This window comes from Clostridium sp. CCUG 7971, from assembly GCF_017590215.1.
In the GTDB taxonomy this organism is placed as follows: domain Bacteria; phylum Bacillota; class Clostridia; order Peptostreptococcales; family Peptostreptococcaceae; genus Faecalimicrobium.
The window spans coordinates 1-20,407 of the sequence record NZ_JAFFPK010000056.1 but is presented as its reverse complement, the minus strand read 5'-3'; the positions used below and the strand labels follow the sequence as shown (position 1 = coordinate 20,407).

At 29.3% G+C, this 20,407-nt stretch carries 17 protein-coding genes and 1 pseudogene; 16 read left to right on the top strand and 2 right to left on the bottom strand.

Annotated features, from left to right (window positions below; translation table 11 throughout):
- Window positions 1-175: 175 nt before the first annotated feature.
- Genes JWF52_RS08105 through JWF52_RS08095 form a run of 3 tightly spaced genes read left to right on the top strand, consistent with a single transcriptional unit; the run spans window position 176 to window position 1,578 of the window.
- Entirely contained in the window at window positions 176-361 is a 186-nt protein-coding gene (locus tag JWF52_RS08105) for a sigma factor-like helix-turn-helix DNA-binding protein (protein ID WP_208333079.1), read from the top strand.
- 11 nt (window positions 362-372) lie between these two features.
- Window positions 373-930, top strand: a complete 558-nt coding sequence (locus JWF52_RS08100) for a DUF4179 domain-containing protein (protein ID WP_208333078.1) — start codon at window positions 373-375, stop codon at window positions 928-930.
- Between the two features lie 24 nt (window positions 931-954).
- Window positions 955-1,578 carry a DUF5643 domain-containing protein gene (locus tag JWF52_RS08095; protein ID WP_208333077.1) on the top strand — a complete coding sequence of 208 codons (624 nt, stop codon included), beginning with the start codon at window positions 955-957 and terminating at the stop codon, window positions 1,576-1,578.
- A gap of 50 nt (window positions 1,579-1,628) precedes the next feature.
- Here the strand turns inward: JWF52_RS08095 and JWF52_RS08090 are convergent, their stop codons facing one another.
- Window positions 1,629-3,080, bottom strand: a complete 1,452-nt coding sequence (locus JWF52_RS08090; RefSeq protein ID WP_208333076.1) for an aminoacyl-histidine dipeptidase — start codon at window positions 3,078-3,080, stop codon at window positions 1,629-1,631.
- 284 nt (window positions 3,081-3,364) lie between these two features.
- Between JWF52_RS08090 and JWF52_RS08085 the strand changes: the two genes are divergently transcribed.
- The 4 genes from JWF52_RS08085 to JWF52_RS08070 all read left to right on the top strand — a co-directional run bounded on the left by JWF52_RS08085 (window position 3,365) and on the right by JWF52_RS08070 (window position 9,235).
- Complete coding sequence (locus JWF52_RS08085) at window positions 3,365-5,743, top strand: endonuclease MutS2 (RefSeq protein ID WP_208333075.1); 2,379 nt, start codon at window positions 3,365-3,367, stop codon at window positions 5,741-5,743.
- Window positions 5,744-5,761: 18 nt separating this feature from the next.
- A complete protein-coding gene (locus JWF52_RS08080) occupies window positions 5,762-6,205 on the top strand; it encodes a 2-thiouracil desulfurase family protein (RefSeq protein ID WP_208333074.1) in 444 nt (147 codons plus the stop codon).
- Between the two features lie 150 nt (window positions 6,206-6,355).
- Window positions 6,356-8,056, top strand: coding sequence for an arginine--tRNA ligase (gene argS / locus JWF52_RS08075; RefSeq protein ID WP_208333073.1), 1,701 nt, complete (start codon window positions 6,356-6,358; stop codon window positions 8,054-8,056).
- A gap of 255 nt (window positions 8,057-8,311) precedes the next feature.
- Window positions 8,312-9,235, top strand: coding sequence for a hypothetical protein (locus JWF52_RS08070; RefSeq protein WP_208333072.1), 924 nt, complete (start codon window positions 8,312-8,314; stop codon window positions 9,233-9,235).
- A gap of 1 nt (window position 9,236) precedes the next feature.
- On the opposite strand, the gene JWF52_RS08065 is transcribed toward JWF52_RS08070, so the two are convergent.
- Window positions 9,237-9,440 (bottom strand): hypothetical protein, encoded by a 204-nt coding sequence (locus tag JWF52_RS08065; protein ID WP_208333071.1) that lies wholly within the window; start codon window positions 9,438-9,440, stop codon window positions 9,237-9,239.
- A gap of 160 nt (window positions 9,441-9,600) precedes the next feature.
- On the opposite strand from JWF52_RS08065, the gene JWF52_RS08060 reads away from it, so the two are divergent.
- From JWF52_RS08060 to JWF52_RS08020, 9 genes and pseudogenes are all read left to right on the top strand, one after another.
- Window positions 9,601-11,355 (top strand): B12-binding domain-containing radical SAM protein, encoded by a 1,755-nt coding sequence (locus tag JWF52_RS08060; protein ID WP_208333070.1) that lies wholly within the window; start codon window positions 9,601-9,603, stop codon window positions 11,353-11,355.
- Window positions 11,356-11,368: 13 nt separating this feature from the next.
- Window positions 11,369-12,511 (top strand): tetratricopeptide repeat protein, encoded by a 1,143-nt coding sequence (locus JWF52_RS08055; protein ID WP_208333069.1) that lies wholly within the window; start codon window positions 11,369-11,371, stop codon window positions 12,509-12,511.
- An 85-nt stretch (window positions 12,512-12,596) separates the two neighbouring features.
- Window positions 12,597-13,514, top strand: a complete 918-nt coding sequence (locus tag JWF52_RS08050; RefSeq protein WP_208333068.1) for a bifunctional enoyl-CoA hydratase/phosphate acetyltransferase — start codon at window positions 12,597-12,599, stop codon at window positions 13,512-13,514.
- A gap of 172 nt (window positions 13,515-13,686) precedes the next feature.
- A complete protein-coding gene (cooS, locus tag JWF52_RS08045) occupies window positions 13,687-15,603 on the top strand; it encodes an anaerobic carbon-monoxide dehydrogenase catalytic subunit (RefSeq protein WP_208333067.1) in 1,917 nt (638 codons plus the stop codon).
- 250 nt (window positions 15,604-15,853) lie between these two features.
- Window positions 15,854-16,639: an ATP-binding protein gene (locus JWF52_RS08040; RefSeq protein WP_081712285.1), complete on the top strand. Its 786-nt coding sequence runs from the start codon at window positions 15,854-15,856 to the stop codon at window positions 16,637-16,639.
- Between the two features lie 103 nt (window positions 16,640-16,742).
- Window positions 16,743-18,422, top strand: a complete 1,680-nt coding sequence (locus JWF52_RS08035; protein ID WP_208333066.1) for a formate--tetrahydrofolate ligase — start codon at window positions 16,743-16,745, stop codon at window positions 18,420-18,422.
- A gap of 98 nt (window positions 18,423-18,520) precedes the next feature.
- Window positions 18,521-19,153, top strand: a complete 633-nt coding sequence (locus JWF52_RS08030; protein WP_208333065.1) for a cyclodeaminase/cyclohydrolase family protein — start codon at window positions 18,521-18,523, stop codon at window positions 19,151-19,153.
- Window positions 19,154-19,187: 34 nt separating this feature from the next.
- A complete protein-coding gene (locus tag JWF52_RS08025) occupies window positions 19,188-20,060 on the top strand; it encodes a bifunctional 5,10-methylenetetrahydrofolate dehydrogenase/5,10-methenyltetrahydrofolate cyclohydrolase (protein WP_208333064.1) in 873 nt (290 codons plus the stop codon).
- Window positions 20,061-20,088: 28 nt separating this feature from the next.
- A pseudogene (locus JWF52_RS08020) lies at window positions 20,089-20,407 on the top strand (methylenetetrahydrofolate reductase C-terminal domain-containing protein); the annotation flags it as partial.

The following is a 20,407-nucleotide window of genomic DNA, read 5'->3' as shown; positions in this document are numbered from 1 at the left end:
TACTTGGGGCAATATAAAAAGTTTTGATAAAAATAAAAATAACTTCAAAAACTGGATATGTGCAATATCAAAGTATAAAGCTATAGATTATAAAAGAAAGTATTTATCTAAAATAGAGACTTTAGATATTAGCGAATAAATTTACTATATAGACAAAGAACTTCTAAAATCGGAGATGGAAGAGGAGATAAATGAAATATTAAATCATCTAAATGAAAAAGATAAAGAACTCTTTATTAATCACTATATACAAGGCGAAAATTTAGAAGAAATAGCTATAAAAACTAATACAAAGGTTTCTAATTTATATAATAGATTATCTAGGGGTAGAAAAAGAATCAGAGAAAAATTATGCAAATAGGAGGGGATTAAATGAAAGATAAATTTGAAATTTTAAACGATGTTAAAATAGATGTTGATGAATATAAAGAAATAAAATTTGATAATAATGATGAATTTAAAAGTAAGATGAAAAGTAAATTAAGAAATAGAAAAATTAAGTATAAGAAAGGTTTAGTGGTAGCATCATTAGTAGCCATAGTTGGAAGTGGAATTTTGTTTAATGAAAATGTATTAGCTTATATTGAAGATATATGGTATTCAGTAAGTGATATAGTAAAGATGAAAGAAGATGAAGTTAGTACATATAAGTACAATATAAATAAAGTGGCAGAAGATAAAGATGTAAAAATATTATTTAGAAATATTCTACTTGATGATGGAAAACTTCTTATAGATGTAAATGTAGATTATAGCAAATTTAATCTATTTAAAGGATTTACTAAAAAACAGCAAGAAGATTGGGAAGTTGAAAAATGGGGAAATAGAGATACTACTTTATCAGTATCAGAATTAAATGAAATATATATTGACGGAGCCAAGTTTGTGGGAACATCATGGGGTATAGGAGACCATGAAAGAGATGGTTAAAATAAAAAAGTAATAGATGCTATTATGGAACAAGGTATAAATGCAATAGAAAATGAATCAGAAGAGTCTTTTTATGAAGAAATAAATAAAGATAAATTTCCTTATGTAGTAGATGAAAATAAAACATATAACTTTGAAATAAAAATAAAAAAATTGCATCTTGCGGAAAACTATAAACAATATTATGACTCATATGAAGATGCTAAAAAAGATGGAAGACCTCATGCAGGAGTTATAAGAGGAAACTGGGAAGTTAACTTTGATATAAAAGGATCTGAGTTAATTGATATGTCAAAGTCATACAAATTTAATAAAAGTATTGATTTAAACATTAATGATAAAAACAGCAAAATAGAGATAGAAGAATTAAAAGTATCCCCAATCTATATGACGATAAATTGTAAATACTATGGAATTGATAAGGAAAATATAGATAGCTTAGAATTAAAAATATTAGACCAAGAAAATAAAGAATTACCTAGTTATGGTATTGGTTATGATGTAGATAAAGGAGAAATTCAATTTAGATATAAAAATACATCAAGTAAATATGAAGAATTAACACTTATACCATATATGGTAGATGATGAAGGAAATACTGAAATATTATTTGAAGATGATGCTATAAAATTAGATATCAATAATTAATAAAAAAGGTGTCTCATTAAAATTTAAATTGAGACACCTTTTTATTTATTTTATTGAACATTCATAGATTTAAGTATTGCAACTAAATAATTCCAAGTATTCTTAGTAGAACTTATACTTAAATGTTCATTAGGAGTATGAACTTCAAACATGTTAGGTCCTAGAGATATTGCCTCAGCATGTGGCATTTTATCAAGTAATAATCCACACTCAAGACCAGCATGTAAAGCCATTATGATAGGTTCTTTACCTGTTAATTCTTTATAAGTATTAAAACATATTTCCTCTAATTTAGAACCCTTAGTGTATTCCCAAGCTGGGTAATCACTATCTAATTCTAATTTACCGCCTAAAGCATTAGCTAATAAATCCATTCTATTAGTTATATCTTCTTTTAATGTTTTAACTGAACTTCTAACAGCACATTCAAATGTAATTTCGTTTTCTAGAGTTCTAACAACTCCTAAGTTAGTTGAACTTTCAACTAATCCTTCTATATCCATACTCATAGTTTGGATTCCATTAGGTATTACATTCATTAATTTTATAACTTTGTCTTTAGAATCACATGAGAATACTTTATCTATATTAGCATCAGAACATTCTATAGCTAATCCTGGATCAGATGTAGCAAATTCATTTTTTAATGTATTAGTTATTTCACCTATTTGTGACTTAACGTTTTCAACTTCTTTTTTATCAACAACTATTATACAGTCAGATTCACGAGGTATTGCATTATTCTTAGAACCACCCTCAACCTTAGCTAAATCATAATTTACATTTAGTAAATTTAATAATCTACCCATTAATTTATTAGAATTTGCTCTTTGTTTTATTATATCCATACCAGAGTGGCCACCAAGTAAACCTTTGATTTCAATTAATAAAGCCTGCTTGTTAGAGTCAACGTTTTCAAAAGTTAAAGGAAGTTTAGATGTAGCTGTAGTACCACCAGCGCAACTTACTAATAAATGTCCTTCTTCTTCAGAGTCAAGGTTTATTATGTATTTTCCTTTTAGTAAGCTACCATCAAGTGCCATAGCACCAGTCATACCAGCTTCTTCATCAGAAGTAACTAATAACTCAATTGCAGGATGATCTAAATCATTAGATGCTAACACTGCCATACCCATAGCAACAGCTATACCATTATCTGCTCCTAAAGTAGTTCCAGTTGCATATATAAAATCATCTTCAGTTCTTAATTTTATAGGATCTTTTGTAAAATCATGATTTGTATCTTTATTTTTCTCGCATACCATATCCATATGTCCTTGAAGTATTACACCAGGACAGTTTTCAAAACCTTTTGTAGCAGGCTTTCTTATTATTATATTTAGCGCATCATCTTGTATAGTTTCAAGACCTAATTTTTCACCAAAACTTTTAAGATAGTCACTTATAGCTTTTTCATTTCCAGAACCACGAGGAATTTGAGAGATTTCTTCAAAATAATTAAACACAATTTCTGGTTGTAAACCTTTTAATATGTTTTCCATAAATAACACTCCTTTTAATATAATTTCTGTCATCTGTATTTGTGCGGTCGTGCAAGTTACATGAACAAAGTATCTAGTAAATGCTTTATTTTAAATAAATTCTAATACAAACTAGATTAATATATACATATTAGGTAAATAATATACCAAAAAACCTAATTTAAAGCACTTAAACTAGATTTTTATAGTACAAATAAACTATGATTATGTATAATATATAAATAGTATAATACAAATTCACATAAAATACACATTAAAATAAATATATACATTAAGGAGGAAGCATGAACGAGAAATCACTAAGAGTTTTAGAATTCAATAAAGTAATCGACATATTGAAAGAAAAAGCTTCATCTTCTCTAGGTTTAAAATATATAGAAAATTTAACACCAAGCTCTAATTTTGAAGACGTTAAGTATATGCTTAAGGAAACTAGCGAAGCACAAGCTATATATATAAAAAGAGGAAGTATTGGATTACAAGGAATACATGATATAGAAGATAAGGCTAAAAGAGCTGATATAGGGGCATCACTGGATCCAGGAAGCTTAATTATGATAGCAGATACTTTAAGAGCGGCTAGAACATTAAAAAATAATTTTTCTGGTAGTGATGAAGAAGATTTTAACTATCCAATAATACAATCTCTATCAAACTCTTTATATGCATATAGAGATATAGAAGATGCTATATATAATGCAATAATAAGTGAAATAGAAATATCTGATAATGCATCAAGCACATTAAGAGATTTAAGGCGAAGAATAGTACAAAAAAATCAATCTATAAGATCTAAATTAAATTCAATAATAAGCTCTACTACTTATCAAAAATATCTTCAAGACGCAATTATATCTGTAAGAGGAGATAGATTTGTAGTGCCTGTAAAAGCAGAATATAGATCGCAAGTATCAGGTATAGTACATGACCAATCATCATCAGGAGCCACTTTATTTATAGAGCCTATGAATATAGTTGATATGAATAATGAATTAAGACAATTAAGGCTTTTAGAGAAAGAAGAGATAGAAAGAATTTTAGCTGAATTATCAGCTATGATTGGAGAAATATCACAAGATTTAATTTCGAATCAAGAGATTTTAGGAAGACTTGATTTTGCATTTGCAAAAGGAAAATTATCTGTGGGGATGAGAGGTGTGGAGCCTACATTAAACGAAGATAAGTATATAAATATAAGAAATGGTAGACATCCATTACTAGATAAAGACAAGGTTGTACCAAATAGTGTTTATTTAGGTAGAGAATTCCATACATTACTTATAACTGGTCCAAATACAGGAGGTAAAACAGTTACTATAAAAACAGTAGGATTATTTGCGCTTATGACTCAAAGTGGGTTACATATACCGGCTGATTTTGGAAGTAGTATGTGTGTATACGATAATGTATTTGCTGATATTGGAGATGAACAAAGTATAGAGCAAAGTTTATCAACATTCTCATCTCATATGACAAATATAGTTTCTATATTAGAAGAAGTAAGTGAAAACTCTTTAGCAATATTTGATGAACTAGGTGCTGGAACAGATCCAATAGAAGGAGCGGCTCTTGCAATAGCAATATTAGAGGATGTACATATGGCTGGGGCTAACTGTATAGCTACAACGCACTACAGTGAACTTAAAAACTATGCGTTAACTACAAAGGGTGTAGAAAATGCAGCAGTAGAATTTGATTTAGAAACATTAAGTCCAACATATAAACTTTTATTAGGAGTGCCAGGAAAATCAAATGCATTTGAAATATCAACAAAGCTAGGTCTTAGTTCACATGTAATAACTAGAGCTAAGGAATTTATAAATTCTGATAACATAGCAATAGAAGATGTTCTTCAAAATGTTGAGAAAAATAGAATAAAGGCTGTAAAAGAAAGAGAAGAAGCGGAAAAATTAAAATCTCAAATTGAAAGACTTAAAAATGAATATGAAGAAAAGATTTCAAAATTATCAGCTAAAAGAGAAAAGCTTATGGAACAAGCAAGAAGTGAAGCATTTAGGGTTACAAGACAAGCAAAAGAAGATGTTGATAATATAATTAAAGAACTTAGAAAGCTAGAAGAAGAAAGAGCTTCAAAAGAAAAGAACCAAAGAATAGAAAAACTTAGAAAAGAATTAACAAATTCTATGGGAAGTCTTCAACCAACTATTAAGAGTATGATAGAACCAAAAGTTGTTACAAAAGAAATAAAAGATTTAAGACCTGGTGAAGAAGTCAAAGTAGTAACACTAAATCAACAAGGTAGTGTTGTATCTGTTGATAATAATAAAAAAGAAGCAGTAGTTCAAATTGGTATAATGAAAATGACTCTTCCATTTAAATCACTACAAAGAGCAAAACAAGACCCTAAAACAACTGTTACAAAACAAACAAGAAAAATAATTAAATCTAAATCTGGAAATGTAAGAAGTGAAGTAGATTTAAGAGGGTTAAATTTAGAAGAAGCTAGAATGGAAGTTGAAAAGTATCTAGATGATGCATACGTAGCAGGTCTTGAAAGTGTTACTGTTATACATGGGATAGGTACAGGAGTATTAAAATCAGGACTTCAAGATGTATTAAAAAGAAATAGACACGTTAAGTCACAGAGGGCTGGAGAATACGGTGAAGGTGGAGCAGGTGTTACAATAGTTAAATTAAAATAAATATAAGAGGTTATTATTATGATAGCAGTATCTGCATGCTTGCTTGGAATAAATTGTAAGTACAACGGCAATAATAATGAGAATGAAAAAGTAGTCAATTATTTAAAAGATAAAAAATTTATATTAATTTGTCCAGAACAATTAGGAGGACTTTCAACCCCTAGAAATCCAGCGGAAATAATAAATGGTGATGGATATAGTGTAATAAATAATGAATCTAAAATAGTTGATAAAAATAATAAAGATGTAAGTATTGAATTTATAAAAGGTGCTAATGAATCTTTAAAAATAGCTAAAATGTATGAATGTAGAAAAGCTATTTTAAAGGAGGGAAGTCCATCTTGTGGAAGTAACTTTATATATGATGGAAGTTTTTCAGGTAAAAAAATAAGTGGTATAGGGGCTACTGCAGCACTTTTTAGAAAAAATGGAATAAAAGTAATTAGTGAGACAAAATTATAATTACAATTTGATTTTATCATGTATATAATTAAGTAATTTAAATGAATATACTTAGATTTCAAAATATAGCTATGAAAAATGCCAAATAACTTGAAAAAACTCAGAAATTGATTTACCATAAAATAATAAGAATAAGAGAGGAGAAATAACATGCAAGATTTTAAAATAGCAATAGCAAATTGCCTAAAAGAAAAAATAGAAGATTTATCTGTAGAAGAAATAATAGCGCTAATAGAAATACCACCAAATAAAGATATGGGAGACTATGCTTTTCCTTGTTTCAAATTAGCAAAAGTATTTAGAAAAGCTCCTAATATGATAGCAGCTGAGTTATGTGAAACATTAAATGCTCAAGGTGCTATATCAAAGATAATACCATTAGGCGGATATGTTAATTTCTTCGTTAATAAATCTCAATTAGCAGAAAGCGTTATAAAGGATGTATTAACTCAAAAAGAAAAATATGGGCGTAGTGAAATAGGAAAAGGAGAAAATGTTATAGTTGAATTCTCATCTCCAAATATAGCGAAGCCTTTCCATATAGGTCATATAAGAACTACAGTAATAGGGAATGCTTTATACAAAATGTATGAATCTCAAGGGTATAATACTACAAGAATAAACCATTTAGGAGACTATGGAACTCAATTTGGTAAGCTAATAGTAGCTTTCAAAAAATGGGGAGATAAAAAAGCAGTAGAGGCTAGTCCAATCCCAGAATTATTAAAACTATACATACAATTCCATGATGAAGCTGAAGCTCATCCGGAAATGGAAGATGAAGCAAGAGCATGGTTCACTAAACTAGAAAACCATGATGAAGAAGCAACTCAGTTATGGCAATGGTTTAGAGATGAAAGTTTAAAAGAATTTAACAGAGTATATGATTTATTAGATATAGAGTTTGATTCTTTAGCTGGAGAAAGTTTCTATTCAGATAAAATGCCTAGAGTAATCGAAATGCTAGAAGAAAAAAATCTTTTAAAAGAATCTAAAGGTGCAAGAATAGTTGATTTAGAAGAATATAAGATGCCACCAGCACTTATAACTAAAAATGATGGATCAACATTATATATGACAAGAGATTTAGCAGCTGCTATATATAGACATGAAACTTATAACTTTGATAAATGTGTGTACGTAGTTGGTAGCCAACAAAACTTACACTTTGAACAATGGTTTAAGGTTATAGAACTTATGGGATTTGAGTGGGCTAAAGATTTAGTACACGTTGGATTCGGTATGGTTGCACTTGAAAATGGAACTATGTCTACAAGAAAAGGTAGAGTAGTATTCTTAGAAGATGTATTAAATCAAGCGATAGATAAGACTAAAGAAACAATACTTGCCAAAAATCCAAATGCTTTAAATGTTGATACAATAGCTAAGCAGGTAGGGGTTGGAGCAGTAGTATTCCAAGAGTTATCTAACAGTAGAATAAAGGATTATACATTCTCATGGGATAGAACATTAAGCTTTGATGGAGAAACAGGTCCATATGTTCAATATACTCATGCTAGATGTTGTGCAGTACTTAGAAAAGCTAATGAAGAGGCTACAACAGATATAAACTATGAGTTATTAAATGATGTAGATAGTGCAGAAGTTTTAAAAGTTATAGCATCTTTCAATAAGTGTATAGTTGCAGGATTAAGAAAGAATGAGCCTCATGTAATAACTAGATTTGTATTAGATTTAGCTCAAGCATTCAATAAATTCTATCATGACAATCCTATATTAGTTGACGATGTAGAGGTAAGAAAAGCAAGACTTGCTTTAGTTGAAGCAACTAGACAATCTTTAGAAAATGGTCTAAAATTATTAGGAATGCATGCACCAGAAAGAATGTAATAATATAAAAAATATGGGGAATGTCGAAAACTGATACTTTACATCTAAAAATGTAATATCGTATAATGATAGTATATAGTAGCATACAGATATCTTGTACACTACTATTCCCCTGAATAAATGACAGCTTAATGCTGTCTCTTTTTTTTTAAAAGGAGTTATAATTATAGACAAGCCACTTAAATACAAGTATATTAAATATGGTAGTTGATAAAAATAATTATTATAGAGTATTACACGAGGAAGGTAATATTAATGAAAGATAACATAATAAAAGATTCTTATACATTTGCATTTGATATAGGAGATAAAAACTTAAAAGATTTAATAATAATAAATACAAAATGCTTAGTTGATGATGAAAAACAAAGATATGTTTATATAGATAATAAAAGGTTAAAAGACGAATTAATTTATTTTAGATTTTATGGAGAAAAATTAGAGTATAATAATATATTAAATATACTATTGCCAGTTATACTTTCAAATACGAATATAAATAAAAGTGAAGATGAGGTAGTTAATCTAATTCAAAAGTACATAAAGTACTTTAAAAAAGAAGATTTTACATTTGATTATATACTAGGTTCAGTATTATATAATATAATTGTTCAAAAAATTGTAGAAAATAAAAATATAGAATATATTGATTTACTTCAGATTATGAAGGAAAGAATTATAGAATTTTCAATAGAGTTAGATAAGGTTAATACAATTAAATTTCAAATGGAAAGAATTAAGATTATACAAGAAATTGATAAATACATAGATTTAAAAGCTGAAGACTATAATGATAAGAAAATAGTAGGGAGTTTATTAAATATATTATATGATATTTATATAGAGAATAGAGAAGTACCTAATGATGGAATTAAAAGCATAAAAAAATCTATACTATCTATATTAGGTGAAAATTCAAATAATAATATAGACAATATAGATTTTATTTTATCGATGTCAGAGTACATTTACAAATTGAGAAATTATAAAATCAATAAAAAAATGTATGATAAAAATGTAGATCCACGCAACTTAATCAGCCTTAATGAAGGAGATACAGTAATAGATCCTGTACTTAACCAAATAACAGTTATATCAAAAGAATTTAGTAACAATATACTAAAGATAGATGTCAAATCTAAATCAGGTATATACTCTCTAAAATTCAAAAAATCTTAAGTTATTTGTTAGTAGATTCTAAATAATTTACGAATTCTTCTTCAGTAGTATCAGTTAAAAAACATAGTTCTTTTACAATACTATTTCTAAGCTCTAGAAAATCTTTAAGGCCTGTGTTTTCATTAGTATATTCTAATGCCTTTACAATAAGTAATAAATCTCTTTTAGATAAAGCGTTGATAGACACTTGGTCAATTAATCCCATAAAAAACTTCCTTTCTAATCATATATACTTAATACTAATATTCTACAAAAAATATGTAAAAACCTTCTATTAAAAAATAAATTGATAAGATATTACATATACTATTTTAACCTAAAAAGCATACAAAAATATATAACAATATAAAAAAGAGGTGAAATAATTGAAAATATTATTAACAACGCTTAACTCTAAATTTATACATACAAATTTAGCTATAAGATATCTAAAAGAATTTGTAAAAGACTTAGTAGAAGTAGATTTAAAAGAATATACAATAAATAATGATTTAGATTATATCTTAAAGGATATACACAAGAATGATTATGATATAATATTATTTTCCACATATATATGGAATGTAAATGATATAGTAAAACTTTGTGATAACATAAAAAAAGTTAAACCTAATACTAAAATAGCTTTAGGTGGACCGGAAGTAAGCTACGATAGTGAATGTTCTATGAGGAACTATCCTTTTGTAGATTATATACTATGTGGTGAAGGTGAACTTGTATTTAGAGATTTAGTAATGCATTTACAAGGAAACCTAGATATAGGTAATGTAGAAGGTGTAGTTTATAGAGACGGTAATAATATAATAACTAATAGACCTAAAGCACTACTTGAAAATTTAGACGAAATACCTAGTCCTTATGAAGATTTAGATCCAACTGAATATGAAAATAGAATAGTTTATTATGAAACATCAAGAGGATGTCCATTTAACTGCCAATACTGTTTATCTTCAACTTTAAAAGGATTAAGATATTTTAGTATAGAGAGAGTAAAAAAAGATTTAAAAGCTTTAATAGATGCAAAAGTATCTCAAATAAAGTTTATAGATAGAACTTTCAATGCAAATAAAAAATTTGCAAAAGAAATTATGAACTTCCTTATGGAAAATGATAATGACTATACTACATATCACTTTGAAGTTACAGCTCATTTATTAGATGATGATGTACTAGATTTCCTAGCAGATTGTAAGGAAGGTCTTTTCCAATTTGAAATAGGTGTTCAAACTACTAATGAAAAAGTTTTAGAAGAAGTAGGAAGAAGAGACGATTTTAAAAAGTTATCGTATGTAGTTCAAAAGGTAGCTTCATATAGAAATATACACCAACACTTAGATTTAATAGCAGGGCTTCCATATGAAGATTATTCAAGTTTTGAAAAATCATTTAATGATGTATTTAATTTAGGTATAGAGCACCTACAATTAGGTTTCTTAAAAATGATAAAAGGGACAGGTGTAAGAGATAGAGCAGAAAAACATGGATATAGATACAAAGACTATCCTCCATATGAAGTTTTATATAATGACTATATAAGTTATTCACAAATATTAAAGCTAAAAGATATAGAAGAAATACTAGAAAGGTATTATAACTCTAAAAATTTTGTGTTATCTATGAGATATATAATATTTAATTATTATAGTGAGAGTCCATTTAAATTCTTTGAAGAATTTGCCACATATTTTGATAAAAATGGATATTTTGATATGGCACAAGGTAAAAATCAGTTATATAAAATATTATTAGATTTTTATAATGATAAAATAAATATAAATAATGATATGTTTAATGATATATTAAAGTATGACTATATATCACTAGGAAAGACATCTAATATTCCACAATTCTTTAATAAACTAGAATTAGAAGATTTTAAAAATAGATGTCACTTATTCCTACAAAATGAAGATAATATATTAAAATATATACCTAAGTTTGAGAATAAACCAGCAAAACATATAATAAAATACGTTCATTTTGAACCTTTTAACTTTGATATATTAAAATTAAAAAATGACATCAAAGCTAAAATAGAGAAAAATGATAATGTAATACTGTTTGTATATGATGATAAAAAGATATTTGAAAAATCAAAAGCATATAGTATAGATTTATAAGAAGGAGAATAGCATGAACTTTAAAATAGAAAAATACTTATTAAAAAAAGCAGAAGAATTAGCATTTATAACTATTAAACATGATGGAGAATTCCAAGTAGAAGGGTATGAGATACCAAAGGGTGGTTTAGATGTACCTATAAAAAATGAAGTATTAGTAAAGGGTATAAAAGAAAAAACTGCACAAGATAATATAAATGCAATGTCTATAGCTGACGCAATGATATTTATAATGGGTATAGACAGCAAGTTTAAACATAACGAAGAATATGTAAAGTTCCTAAATGCTTTCAAGGAAAAATTAAACTTAGATTTAAGAGCTTATATGGGATATATGTCTAGAAAATATTTTGATATTGGAGAATACACAGATTCTCTAATATATTTAAAAACTCTTATAACTATGTACCCTGATGATATAGAGGGATTATATCACTATGCTATAGTTTGTCAAGAAGTAGCTCAAAAATATCAAAAGGATATGGAAAATGATGCGATGAATATGTTTTTACTTGAAGCACTATCTAAGTTAGAACGTGTAATTCAATTAGATGAAGGATTCTCACTTGGATATTACCATCTAGGATATCATTACTATAATCAAGGCCAATACGTAAAAGCTAAGGTAATATGGGAAGAATCTTTAAAACTAGGGTTAGACCCAGAATTAGTTAGTGAAGTACAAGAAAATATAGGGAAAATGGATTTTAAAGTTCAATATGAAGAAGGATATAGTTTAGTATTCCAAGGAAAAAATGAAGAAGGCTTAGAAAAATTATTACCTCTTGAAGAAGACCATTCAGATTGGTGGAATTTACTATTTATGATAGGATTAGCTTATAAAAATATGAATGAGATAGAACAAGCTAAAAAATATTTTGAAAAGATACTACTAATAAAACCACATCAAGTAGATGCTATGGTTGAATTAGGTCTTTGCGAAGCTGAAACTTTCAATATAGAAAAAGCAATAGAGCATTTTGAAACGGCAGCTAAAATAAAAGAAGATCCAGAAATATTATGTAACTTAGGTATGGCATACTTAAATAACAATGAACTAGATGATGCTATATATTATATAGAAAGAGCATATGAATTAGACCCACAAGATGAAATAACAGTGGCTTGTTTAAGAGAATTGGACAAATATAGATAAATTAAAAAAGACTTCCTTTAAGGAAGTCTTTTTTGCATATTTATGCTATGATTTAAATAAGTATTAAAATAAAGGGGGGCTTAATATGATAAAAAAACTAGACGATATATTAAAGCAGCTTACGGGTAGTGAAACAGTTGTACTTTCTGTAGCAGCAGCACATGATGAGGAAGTCTTAATAGCAGTTAAAAATGCCGTTGAAAAAGGTATAATAAAACCTATATTAGTTGGAGATAAGGAAAAAATAAATTATATATCTAATAAAATAGATTTTAATTTAGATGGTATAAAAATAATAGACTCCAATGATATAGAAGAAAGTTCTAAAATTGCAGTGCAGTTAGTATCTAATAAAGAAGCAGATTTTATAATGAAGGGACTATTAGACACCTCAATACTTTTAAAGTCAGTTTTAAATAAAGACTATGGTCTTAGAACCGATAGTTTATTAAGCCATGTGATGATATATGAGTTAAATAATTATCACAAATTACTATTATTAACTGATGGAGGAATGAATATATCTCCAGATTATAACCAAAAGGAAAAAATACTTAAAAATTCTGTACAAGCAGCTCAATCTCTAGGTATGGAAACTATTAAAGTAGCATGTCTAGCAGCCAAAGAAAAAGTGAATCCTAAAATGCAAGCAACTATAGATGCAGACTTATTGGTAAAAGCATCTAATGAAGGAGTATTTGGAAAAAATGTAATTGTTGAGGGTCCTTTAGCATTTGACATTGCAGTTTCTAAAGAAGCAAGTGAAGTAAAAGGGTTAAATAGTAACGTATCAGGAGATGCAGATATACTACTAGTTCCAACTATTGAAGTAGGAAATGGAATAGGTAAGTCGTTTACATATATGGCAAATGCGAAATCAGCAGGAATAGTTATGGGAGCTAAAGCTCCAATAGTATTAGTATCAAGAGCAGATAACCATGAATCAAAGTTGTATTCTATTGCATATGGAGCTTTAATAGCTAAAAGTATGAAGGAATATTAACATCTAATATATAATTTTATAGTAACATTATTTTGTTAAAAATATATTTAAAAAAACACCAAATTAATAAAATTTAGTATATAATCAAAGTAGAGATTGTATAATTTTTACTTTTAAATAGACATAATTTTTTATCACCTGGGATTAAAAATCAAAAAAAGGGGATAGAGATATGGATAAAAAAATGTTAACCATTGACCTAAACAGCCAGGTATTACTAGATAAGGCTGAAAAAGACGGCGTAGAGACTATGTATGACAGAAAATTAGCTATGAAAGCTCAATGTGGATTTGGTCTTCAAGGAAACTGCTGTAGAATATGTGGTATGGGTCCATGTAGAATAACACCAAAAACACCAAGAGGTTTATGTGGTGCTGATGAACATGTTATAGTAGGTAGAAACTATGCAAGAATGGTAGCTGGTGGAACTGCTTCGCATTCAGATCATGCCAGAGATATAGCTCATACTATGGCTTTAACAAGCAGAGATGGTAACTATAAAATCAAAGACGAAGAAAAATTAATAATATTAGCAAAAGAATGGGACGTAGAAACTGAAGGTAGAGATATATATGATATAGCTCATGAAGTTGCTGATATTGCGTTAATGGAATTCGGTAAACCTTATGGAGTAGCAAGATTTTTAAAAAACGCTCCAGGACCAAGACAAAAGATATGGAAAGATCTTGGAATAGAACCAAGAGCAATAGATAGAGAGATAGCAACAATAATGCATTCAACTCATATAGGATGTACTGGAGATATAGATAGTTTAATCCACATGTCATTAAGAACTGCATTAGCAGATGGATGGGTTGGATCTATGATAGGTACTAGATTTAGTGATATCTTATTTGGAACACCAACAATAAGAGAAACTGAAGCTAACTTAGGAGTTTTAGAAGAAAATAAAGTAAATATAATTTTACATGGTCATGAACCTTCATTATCAGAAATGATAGTTTTAGCATCAGAAGATCCAGAGTTAGTAGCATTAGCTAAAGAAATGGGTGCAGATGGAATAAACTTAGCAGGTATGTGTTGTACAGGTAATGAAGTTACAATGAGACATGGAGTTAAAACAGCTGGAGACTTCCACCAACAGGAACTTGCAATAGTTACAGGTGCAGTTGAGGCTATGATAGTTGACGTTCAATGTATATTCCCAGCATTAGCAAAAGTAGCTAATTGCTATCACACAAAATTCATAACAACATCTCCAAAAGCTAAGATAGCAGACTCAACATATATGGAATTCTCAGAAGAAACTGCATACGAAGATGGATACAGAATAGTTAAAGAAGCTGTATTAAACTTTAAAAATAGAGATAAATCAAAAGTACTTATACCAGAATTAAAATCAAAAGCAACAGTTGGATTTAGTACAGATGCAATACTAGGTCAATTAGATAGAGTTGTAAACTCTCATATAGATCCAGCAGGAACACTTAAGCCTTTAGCTGATTGCTTAAAATCAGGAGTATTAAGAGGAGCAGTAGGTGTAGTTGGATGTAATAATGCTAAAGGAGTTTCAAACTTAGCACATGTAACAGTAATGAAAGAACTTATCAAAAATGACATACTTGTAGTTACTACAGGATGCGGTGCATCAGCAGCAGCTAAATTTGGATTAATGACTAAGGAAGCTAGAAAACTTGCAGGTAAAGGTCTTGCAACTGTTTGTGAATTAGTAGATATACCGCCAGTACTACACTTAGGTTCTTGTGTTGACTGTAGCCGTATATTAGAAGTAGTAGGCGAAACTGCTAAATTCTTAGACATGGATATGTCTGACCTTCCGGTAGCAGGTGTAGCACCAGAATGGATGTCTGAAAAAGCAGTAGCTATAGGAACTTATGTTGTAGCATCTGGTATAGACACATACTTAGGTATAATGCCTCCAGTTACAGGTTCATCAAGAGCTGTAGAAATACTATGTGGAGAATTACAAGATATGGTAGGAGCTAAATTCACAGTTAATGATAATCCGCAAGAATTAGCAGCTACAATAATAGCAGATATAGAAAAGAAACGTGTTCATTTTGAAAACTTAGTAGAAGAAAAAATGAGCGTACCAGTAGAAGCTTAAAACAAAATTAATATATATATATAGGAAAACTAAGCATACAACTTTGAAAAGTTAGTATTAGATTTAATTAGTTCAATAGAAGAACTCGCTATAGTTTTATTTTAATGTAAAAATAAAGCTATAGTTAAGAATAAAGCAAACGATTTCAATAAAAATATTTAAAAAAGTTTCTAAAATAACAAATAAAATCATTAAAAAATAAAATAAATAACTGTATTTTAAGTTATGCATAACAAAAGGTGGTATAATAATGAAAATAGCAATAACAGGTAAAGGTGGAGTAGGTAAAACAACTTTTTCTTCAATGTTGTCTAGAATGTTTTCCCAAGACGGATATAGGGTTGTTGCTGTGGATGCTGATCCAGATGCCAATCTAGCATTGGCATTAGGATTCCCTAAAGACACATATGACTCAATAGTTCCTATATCTGAAATGAAAAATTTAATTTCAGATAGAACATCTGCAGATACGGGATCATTTAATAAAATGTTCAAATTAAATCCTAAGGTAGATGATATACCTGAAAATTACTGCAAGGAATATAACGGAGTAAGACTACTTACTTTAGGAACAGTAGATTCAGGTGGATCTGGATGTGTTTGTCCAGAGCATGTATTACTAAAAAGATTATGTTCTCATTTAATACTACAAAATAAAGATGTAGTTATTATGGATATGGAAGCAGGAATAGAACACTTAGGAAGAGGTACTGCTCAAGGTGTAGACGCTTTTGTAGTAGTTGTAGAACCAGGAGAAAGAAGTCTACAAACCTATAGGAAAGTCAAGAAATTAGGAAAAGACATAGGTGTTAAAAGGGTATTTGTTGTGGGTAATAAGATAAGAAACAAAGAAGATGAAGAATTTATAATGAGTAATTTAGAAGATGGAGAATCATTAGGATTTATCTATTACAATCAAGACGTTATAAATTCAGATAGATCTAACCAATCTCCATATGACGTAAGTGAAGAGACAAGAAAGCAGGTTAAAGTAATAAAAGATAAGTTAATGGAACTGCAAACTTGCAATGCATAATATTAGCTATTGCAAGATTAGATATCTATGTTCTTTGTTAGCAAAATAATTTAGATATACATAATTTTGCAAAAAATATTTTATTTTTGGAGGAGATTTAGTTATGGGATTCAAATCTGATATAGAAATAGCTCAAGAGGCAAAACCTCAAGATATAAGAGAGATAGCAAAAAAATTAGGTTTAGGCGAAGATGATATAGAGCTATATGGTAAATATAAAGCTAAGGTAGATTACAACCTATTAAAAAGAGATAATAGTGATAAAAAATCTAAGTTAATATTAACTACAGCTATAAACCCAACTCCAGCGGGAGAAGGTAAAACAACTACTACAATAGGGGTTGCAGATGGATTAGCGAAACTAGGTAAAAATGTATTAGTTGCTTTAAGGGAGCCATCATTAGGACCGGTATTCGGTGTTAAAGGTGGAGCAGCTGGTGGAGGATATGCTCAGGTTGTTCCTATGGAAGATATAAACTTACACTTTACAGGTGACTTCCATGCAATAGGTGCGGCAAATAACTTACTAGCAGCAATGTTAGATAACCATATTCACCAAGGTAATGAACTTCAAATAGATACAAGACAAGTAACTTGGAGAAGATGTGTAGACATGAATGACAGACAATTAAGAAATGTTGTTGATGGATTAGGTAAAAGAGCAGATGGTGTTGTGAGAGAAGATGGATTTGATATAACAGTTGCATCTGAAGTAATGGCAGCATTTTGCTTAGCTAGTGATATATCAGATTTAAAAAATAGATTAGGAAGAATAATAGTTGCATATAACTTTAACGGAGAGCCTGTAACAGCAGCTCAGTTAAAAGCTAATGGAGCTATGGCAGCTTTACTTAAAGATGCATTAAAGCCAAATTTAGTTCAAACATTAGAGGGAACTCCATCGTTTGTTCATGGTGGACCATTTGCAAATATAGCTCATGGATGTAACTCTGTAATAGCTACAAGAATGGCAATGCATTTTGCTGACTATGTAGTAACTGAAGGAGGATTTGGAGCGGACTTAGGAGCTGAAAAATTCTTAGATATTAAATGTAGAATGGCTGATTTAAAACCAGATGCAGTTATAATAGTTGCTACTGTAAGAGCATTAAAATATAACGGTGGAGTAGCCAAAAATGATTTAAATGAAGAAAACCTAGAAGCCTTAGAAGCAGGACTTCCAAACTTACTAAAGCATGTTGAAAATATAACTAAAGTATTTGGATTACCAGCAGTTGTTGCTATAAATAGATTCCCACTTGATACAGAAGCTGAGCTTAAACTTGTTGAAGATAAGTGTAAGGAATTAGGAGTTAACGTTGCACTTTCTGAAGTTTGGGCAAAAGGTGGAGAAGGTGGAATAGCAGTAGCTAAAGAAGTTATAAGACTAATAGATGAAGAAGAAAATAACTTTAGATTCTGTTATGAAGATGATTTAACTATAAGAGAAAAAATAGAAGCTATAGCTACTAAGATATATGGAGCTGATGGTGTAGATTTTACGCCTCAAGCATCAAAAGAAATTGATAAGTTAGAGCAATTAGGATTTGGAAATATGCCAATCTGTATGGCTAAAACTCAATATTCTTTAACTGACGACCAAACTAAATTAGGAAGACCAACAGGATTTAGAATAACTGTAAGACAGGCAACAGTTTCAGCAGGTGCTGGATTTATAGTTGCTCTTACTGGAGAAATAATGAAGATGCCAGGGCTTCCAAAAGTTCCAGCAGCTGAAAAAATAGATGTTGATGAAAATGGAGTAATAGCAGGATTATTCTAGAAAGTAAAGAATATAAAAACAGAATATAAACAGATAGTGTGTAGTATTTGCACACTATCTGATACATAATTAACCTTATATAAACTAGGGGGAAAATAATGAAAATAGCAGAGAAAACATGTATAGAATTTGTAGATGTTCTAGCTTCTAAATCAGCAGTACCAGGTGGAGGTGGAGCAGCGGCACTAGTAGGTGCTATAGGAATGGCTCTAGGAAGCATGGTATGTAACTTAACTATAGGAAAGAAAAAGTATGCTGAATATGAAGAAAGCGTAAAAGAGATATTAAATAAAGCAGGAAAAATAGAAAAAGATTTACTAGAAATGATAGATAAAGATGCAGAGTGCTTCTTACCTCTTTCAAAAGCTTATGGACTTCCTAAAAGCACAGAGGAAGAACTAAGAATAAAAGAAGAGACTATGGAAAAAGCTTTAAAAGTAGCTTGTGAAGTACCTATAAATATAGTTAGAGTATGTTTTGAGGCTATAAAGCTTCATGAAGATTTAGTTGATAAAGGATCAAAGCTTGCTATAAGTGATGTAGGAGTAGGGGTTCAATGTTTAAGAGCTGCTATACTTAGCGGTCAATTAAATGTAGTTATCAATATAAATTCTATAAAAGATGAAGAATATGTTAATAAAGTAAAAAATGAAGTAGATGAACTAGTTAAAGAAGGCGTTAGAATATGCGATGAAGTATATACTAAGGTTGAAATAGCACTAGGAAAATAAATACAAAAAAATATATACAGGGGGGCAATTGAATATGGAAGTAGTTGCAACTAATGGTCAAATAATAAAAGGTAAGCCAGTGGCTGATAAAATAAGTGAAAATTTAATAAAAGAAGTTAATGAATTAGTAAACGAGGGTATAAATCCTAAGTTAACTATAGTTAGAGTTGGAGCTAGAGGAGACGACTTAGCTTATGAAAGAGGAGCATTAAAAAGATGCGAAACTATAGGAATACAAACTGAAGTTTTAGAGCTTAAAGAGGATATAACGGAGGAAGAATACATAAATGAGTTAACTAAATTAAATAATGATAAAAATGTTCACGGAATACTATGTTTTAGACCTCTTCCTAAACAATTAAACGAAGAAAAAATAAAATATGTTATATCTCCAGAAAAAGATGTAGATAGCTTTAGCCCAATAAATACTGCTAAGGTTATGGAAGGAGATACTACAGGATTCCCTCCATGTACACCAACAGCAGTAGTTGAAATATTAAAGCATTATGATGTTAATTTAAATGGAGCTAAGGTTGCAGTTTTAGGAAGAAGTATGGTAGTAGGAAAGCCAGCTGCAATGCTTTTATTAAATGAAAATGCTACAGTTACTATATGTCACTCTAGAACAAAAGATTTAGCAAAGATAACATCTGAAGCTGATGTATTAGTAGCAGCTGTAGGTAGAGCTAAAATGGTAAAAGCTGACTTTGTAAAACAAGGCGCAGTAGTTATAGATGTTGGTATAAATGTTGATGAAGAAGGTAAGCTATGTGGTGATGTTGATACTAATGCAGTAGTTGAAAAAGCATCTATGATAACTCCAGTTCCTGCTGGTGTAGGTTCTGTAACTACATCAATACTTGCAAAACATATAGTTAAAGCATGTAAGTTACAAAATAATAAATAATAGATAGATGCTATAGGGGGGAATAGAGATGATAATTTCTGAAAAGAAACCAATGGAAGAAGTATTAGGATTTTTGAAAAATGCTGAGAAAGTAGTTTTAGTTGGATGTAATCAATGTGCGGCTACATGTAAAAGTGGTGGAGAAGAAGAAGTTGTTAAGATGAAAGAAGATTTAGAAGCTGAAGGTAAAAAAGTTTTAGGGTATACAATATTAGATCCAGCATGTAACCTGTTAAAATCTAAAAAAGATCTAAAAGCTCTAAAAGAAGAATTAAAAGAAGCTGATGCTGTTTTATCTTTAGCATGTGGAGACGGAACACAAACTATAGTTAAAAATTTAAAGAAAA

Coding starts and splice junctions, on each gene's coding strand:
- JWF52_RS08105 (WP_208333079.1), top strand. CDS start 176: ATGGAAGAGGAGATAAATGAAATATTAAATCATCTAAATGAAAAAGAT.
- JWF52_RS08100 (WP_208333078.1), top strand. CDS start 373: ATGAAAGATAAATTTGAAATTTTAAACGATGTTAAAATAGATGTTGAT.
- JWF52_RS08095 (WP_208333077.1), top strand. CDS start 955: ATGGAACAAGGTATAAATGCAATAGAAAATGAATCAGAAGAGTCTTTT.
- JWF52_RS08090 (WP_208333076.1), bottom strand. CDS start 3,080: ATGGAAAACATATTAAAAGGTTTACAACCAGAAATTGTGTTTAATTAT.
- JWF52_RS08085 (WP_208333075.1), top strand. CDS start 3,365: ATGAACGAGAAATCACTAAGAGTTTTAGAATTCAATAAAGTAATCGAC.
- JWF52_RS08080 (WP_208333074.1), top strand. CDS start 5,762: ATGATAGCAGTATCTGCATGCTTGCTTGGAATAAATTGTAAGTACAAC.
- argS (WP_208333073.1), top strand. CDS start 6,356: ATGCAAGATTTTAAAATAGCAATAGCAAATTGCCTAAAAGAAAAAATA.
- JWF52_RS08070 (WP_208333072.1), top strand. CDS start 8,312: ATGAAAGATAACATAATAAAAGATTCTTATACATTTGCATTTGATATA.
- JWF52_RS08065 (WP_208333071.1), bottom strand. CDS start 9,440: ATGGGATTAATTGACCAAGTGTCTATCAACGCTTTATCTAAAAGAGAT.
- JWF52_RS08055 (WP_208333069.1), top strand. CDS start 11,369: ATGAACTTTAAAATAGAAAAATACTTATTAAAAAAAGCAGAAGAATTA.
- JWF52_RS08050 (WP_208333068.1), top strand. CDS start 12,597: ATGATAAAAAAACTAGACGATATATTAAAGCAGCTTACGGGTAGTGAA.
- cooS (WP_208333067.1), top strand. CDS start 13,687: ATGGATAAAAAAATGTTAACCATTGACCTAAACAGCCAGGTATTACTA.
- JWF52_RS08040 (WP_081712285.1), top strand. CDS start 15,854: ATGAAAATAGCAATAACAGGTAAAGGTGGAGTAGGTAAAACAACTTTT.
- JWF52_RS08035 (WP_208333066.1), top strand. CDS start 16,743: ATGGGATTCAAATCTGATATAGAAATAGCTCAAGAGGCAAAACCTCAA.
- JWF52_RS08030 (WP_208333065.1), top strand. CDS start 18,521: ATGAAAATAGCAGAGAAAACATGTATAGAATTTGTAGATGTTCTAGCT.
- JWF52_RS08025 (WP_208333064.1), top strand. CDS start 19,188: ATGGAAGTAGTTGCAACTAATGGTCAAATAATAAAAGGTAAGCCAGTG.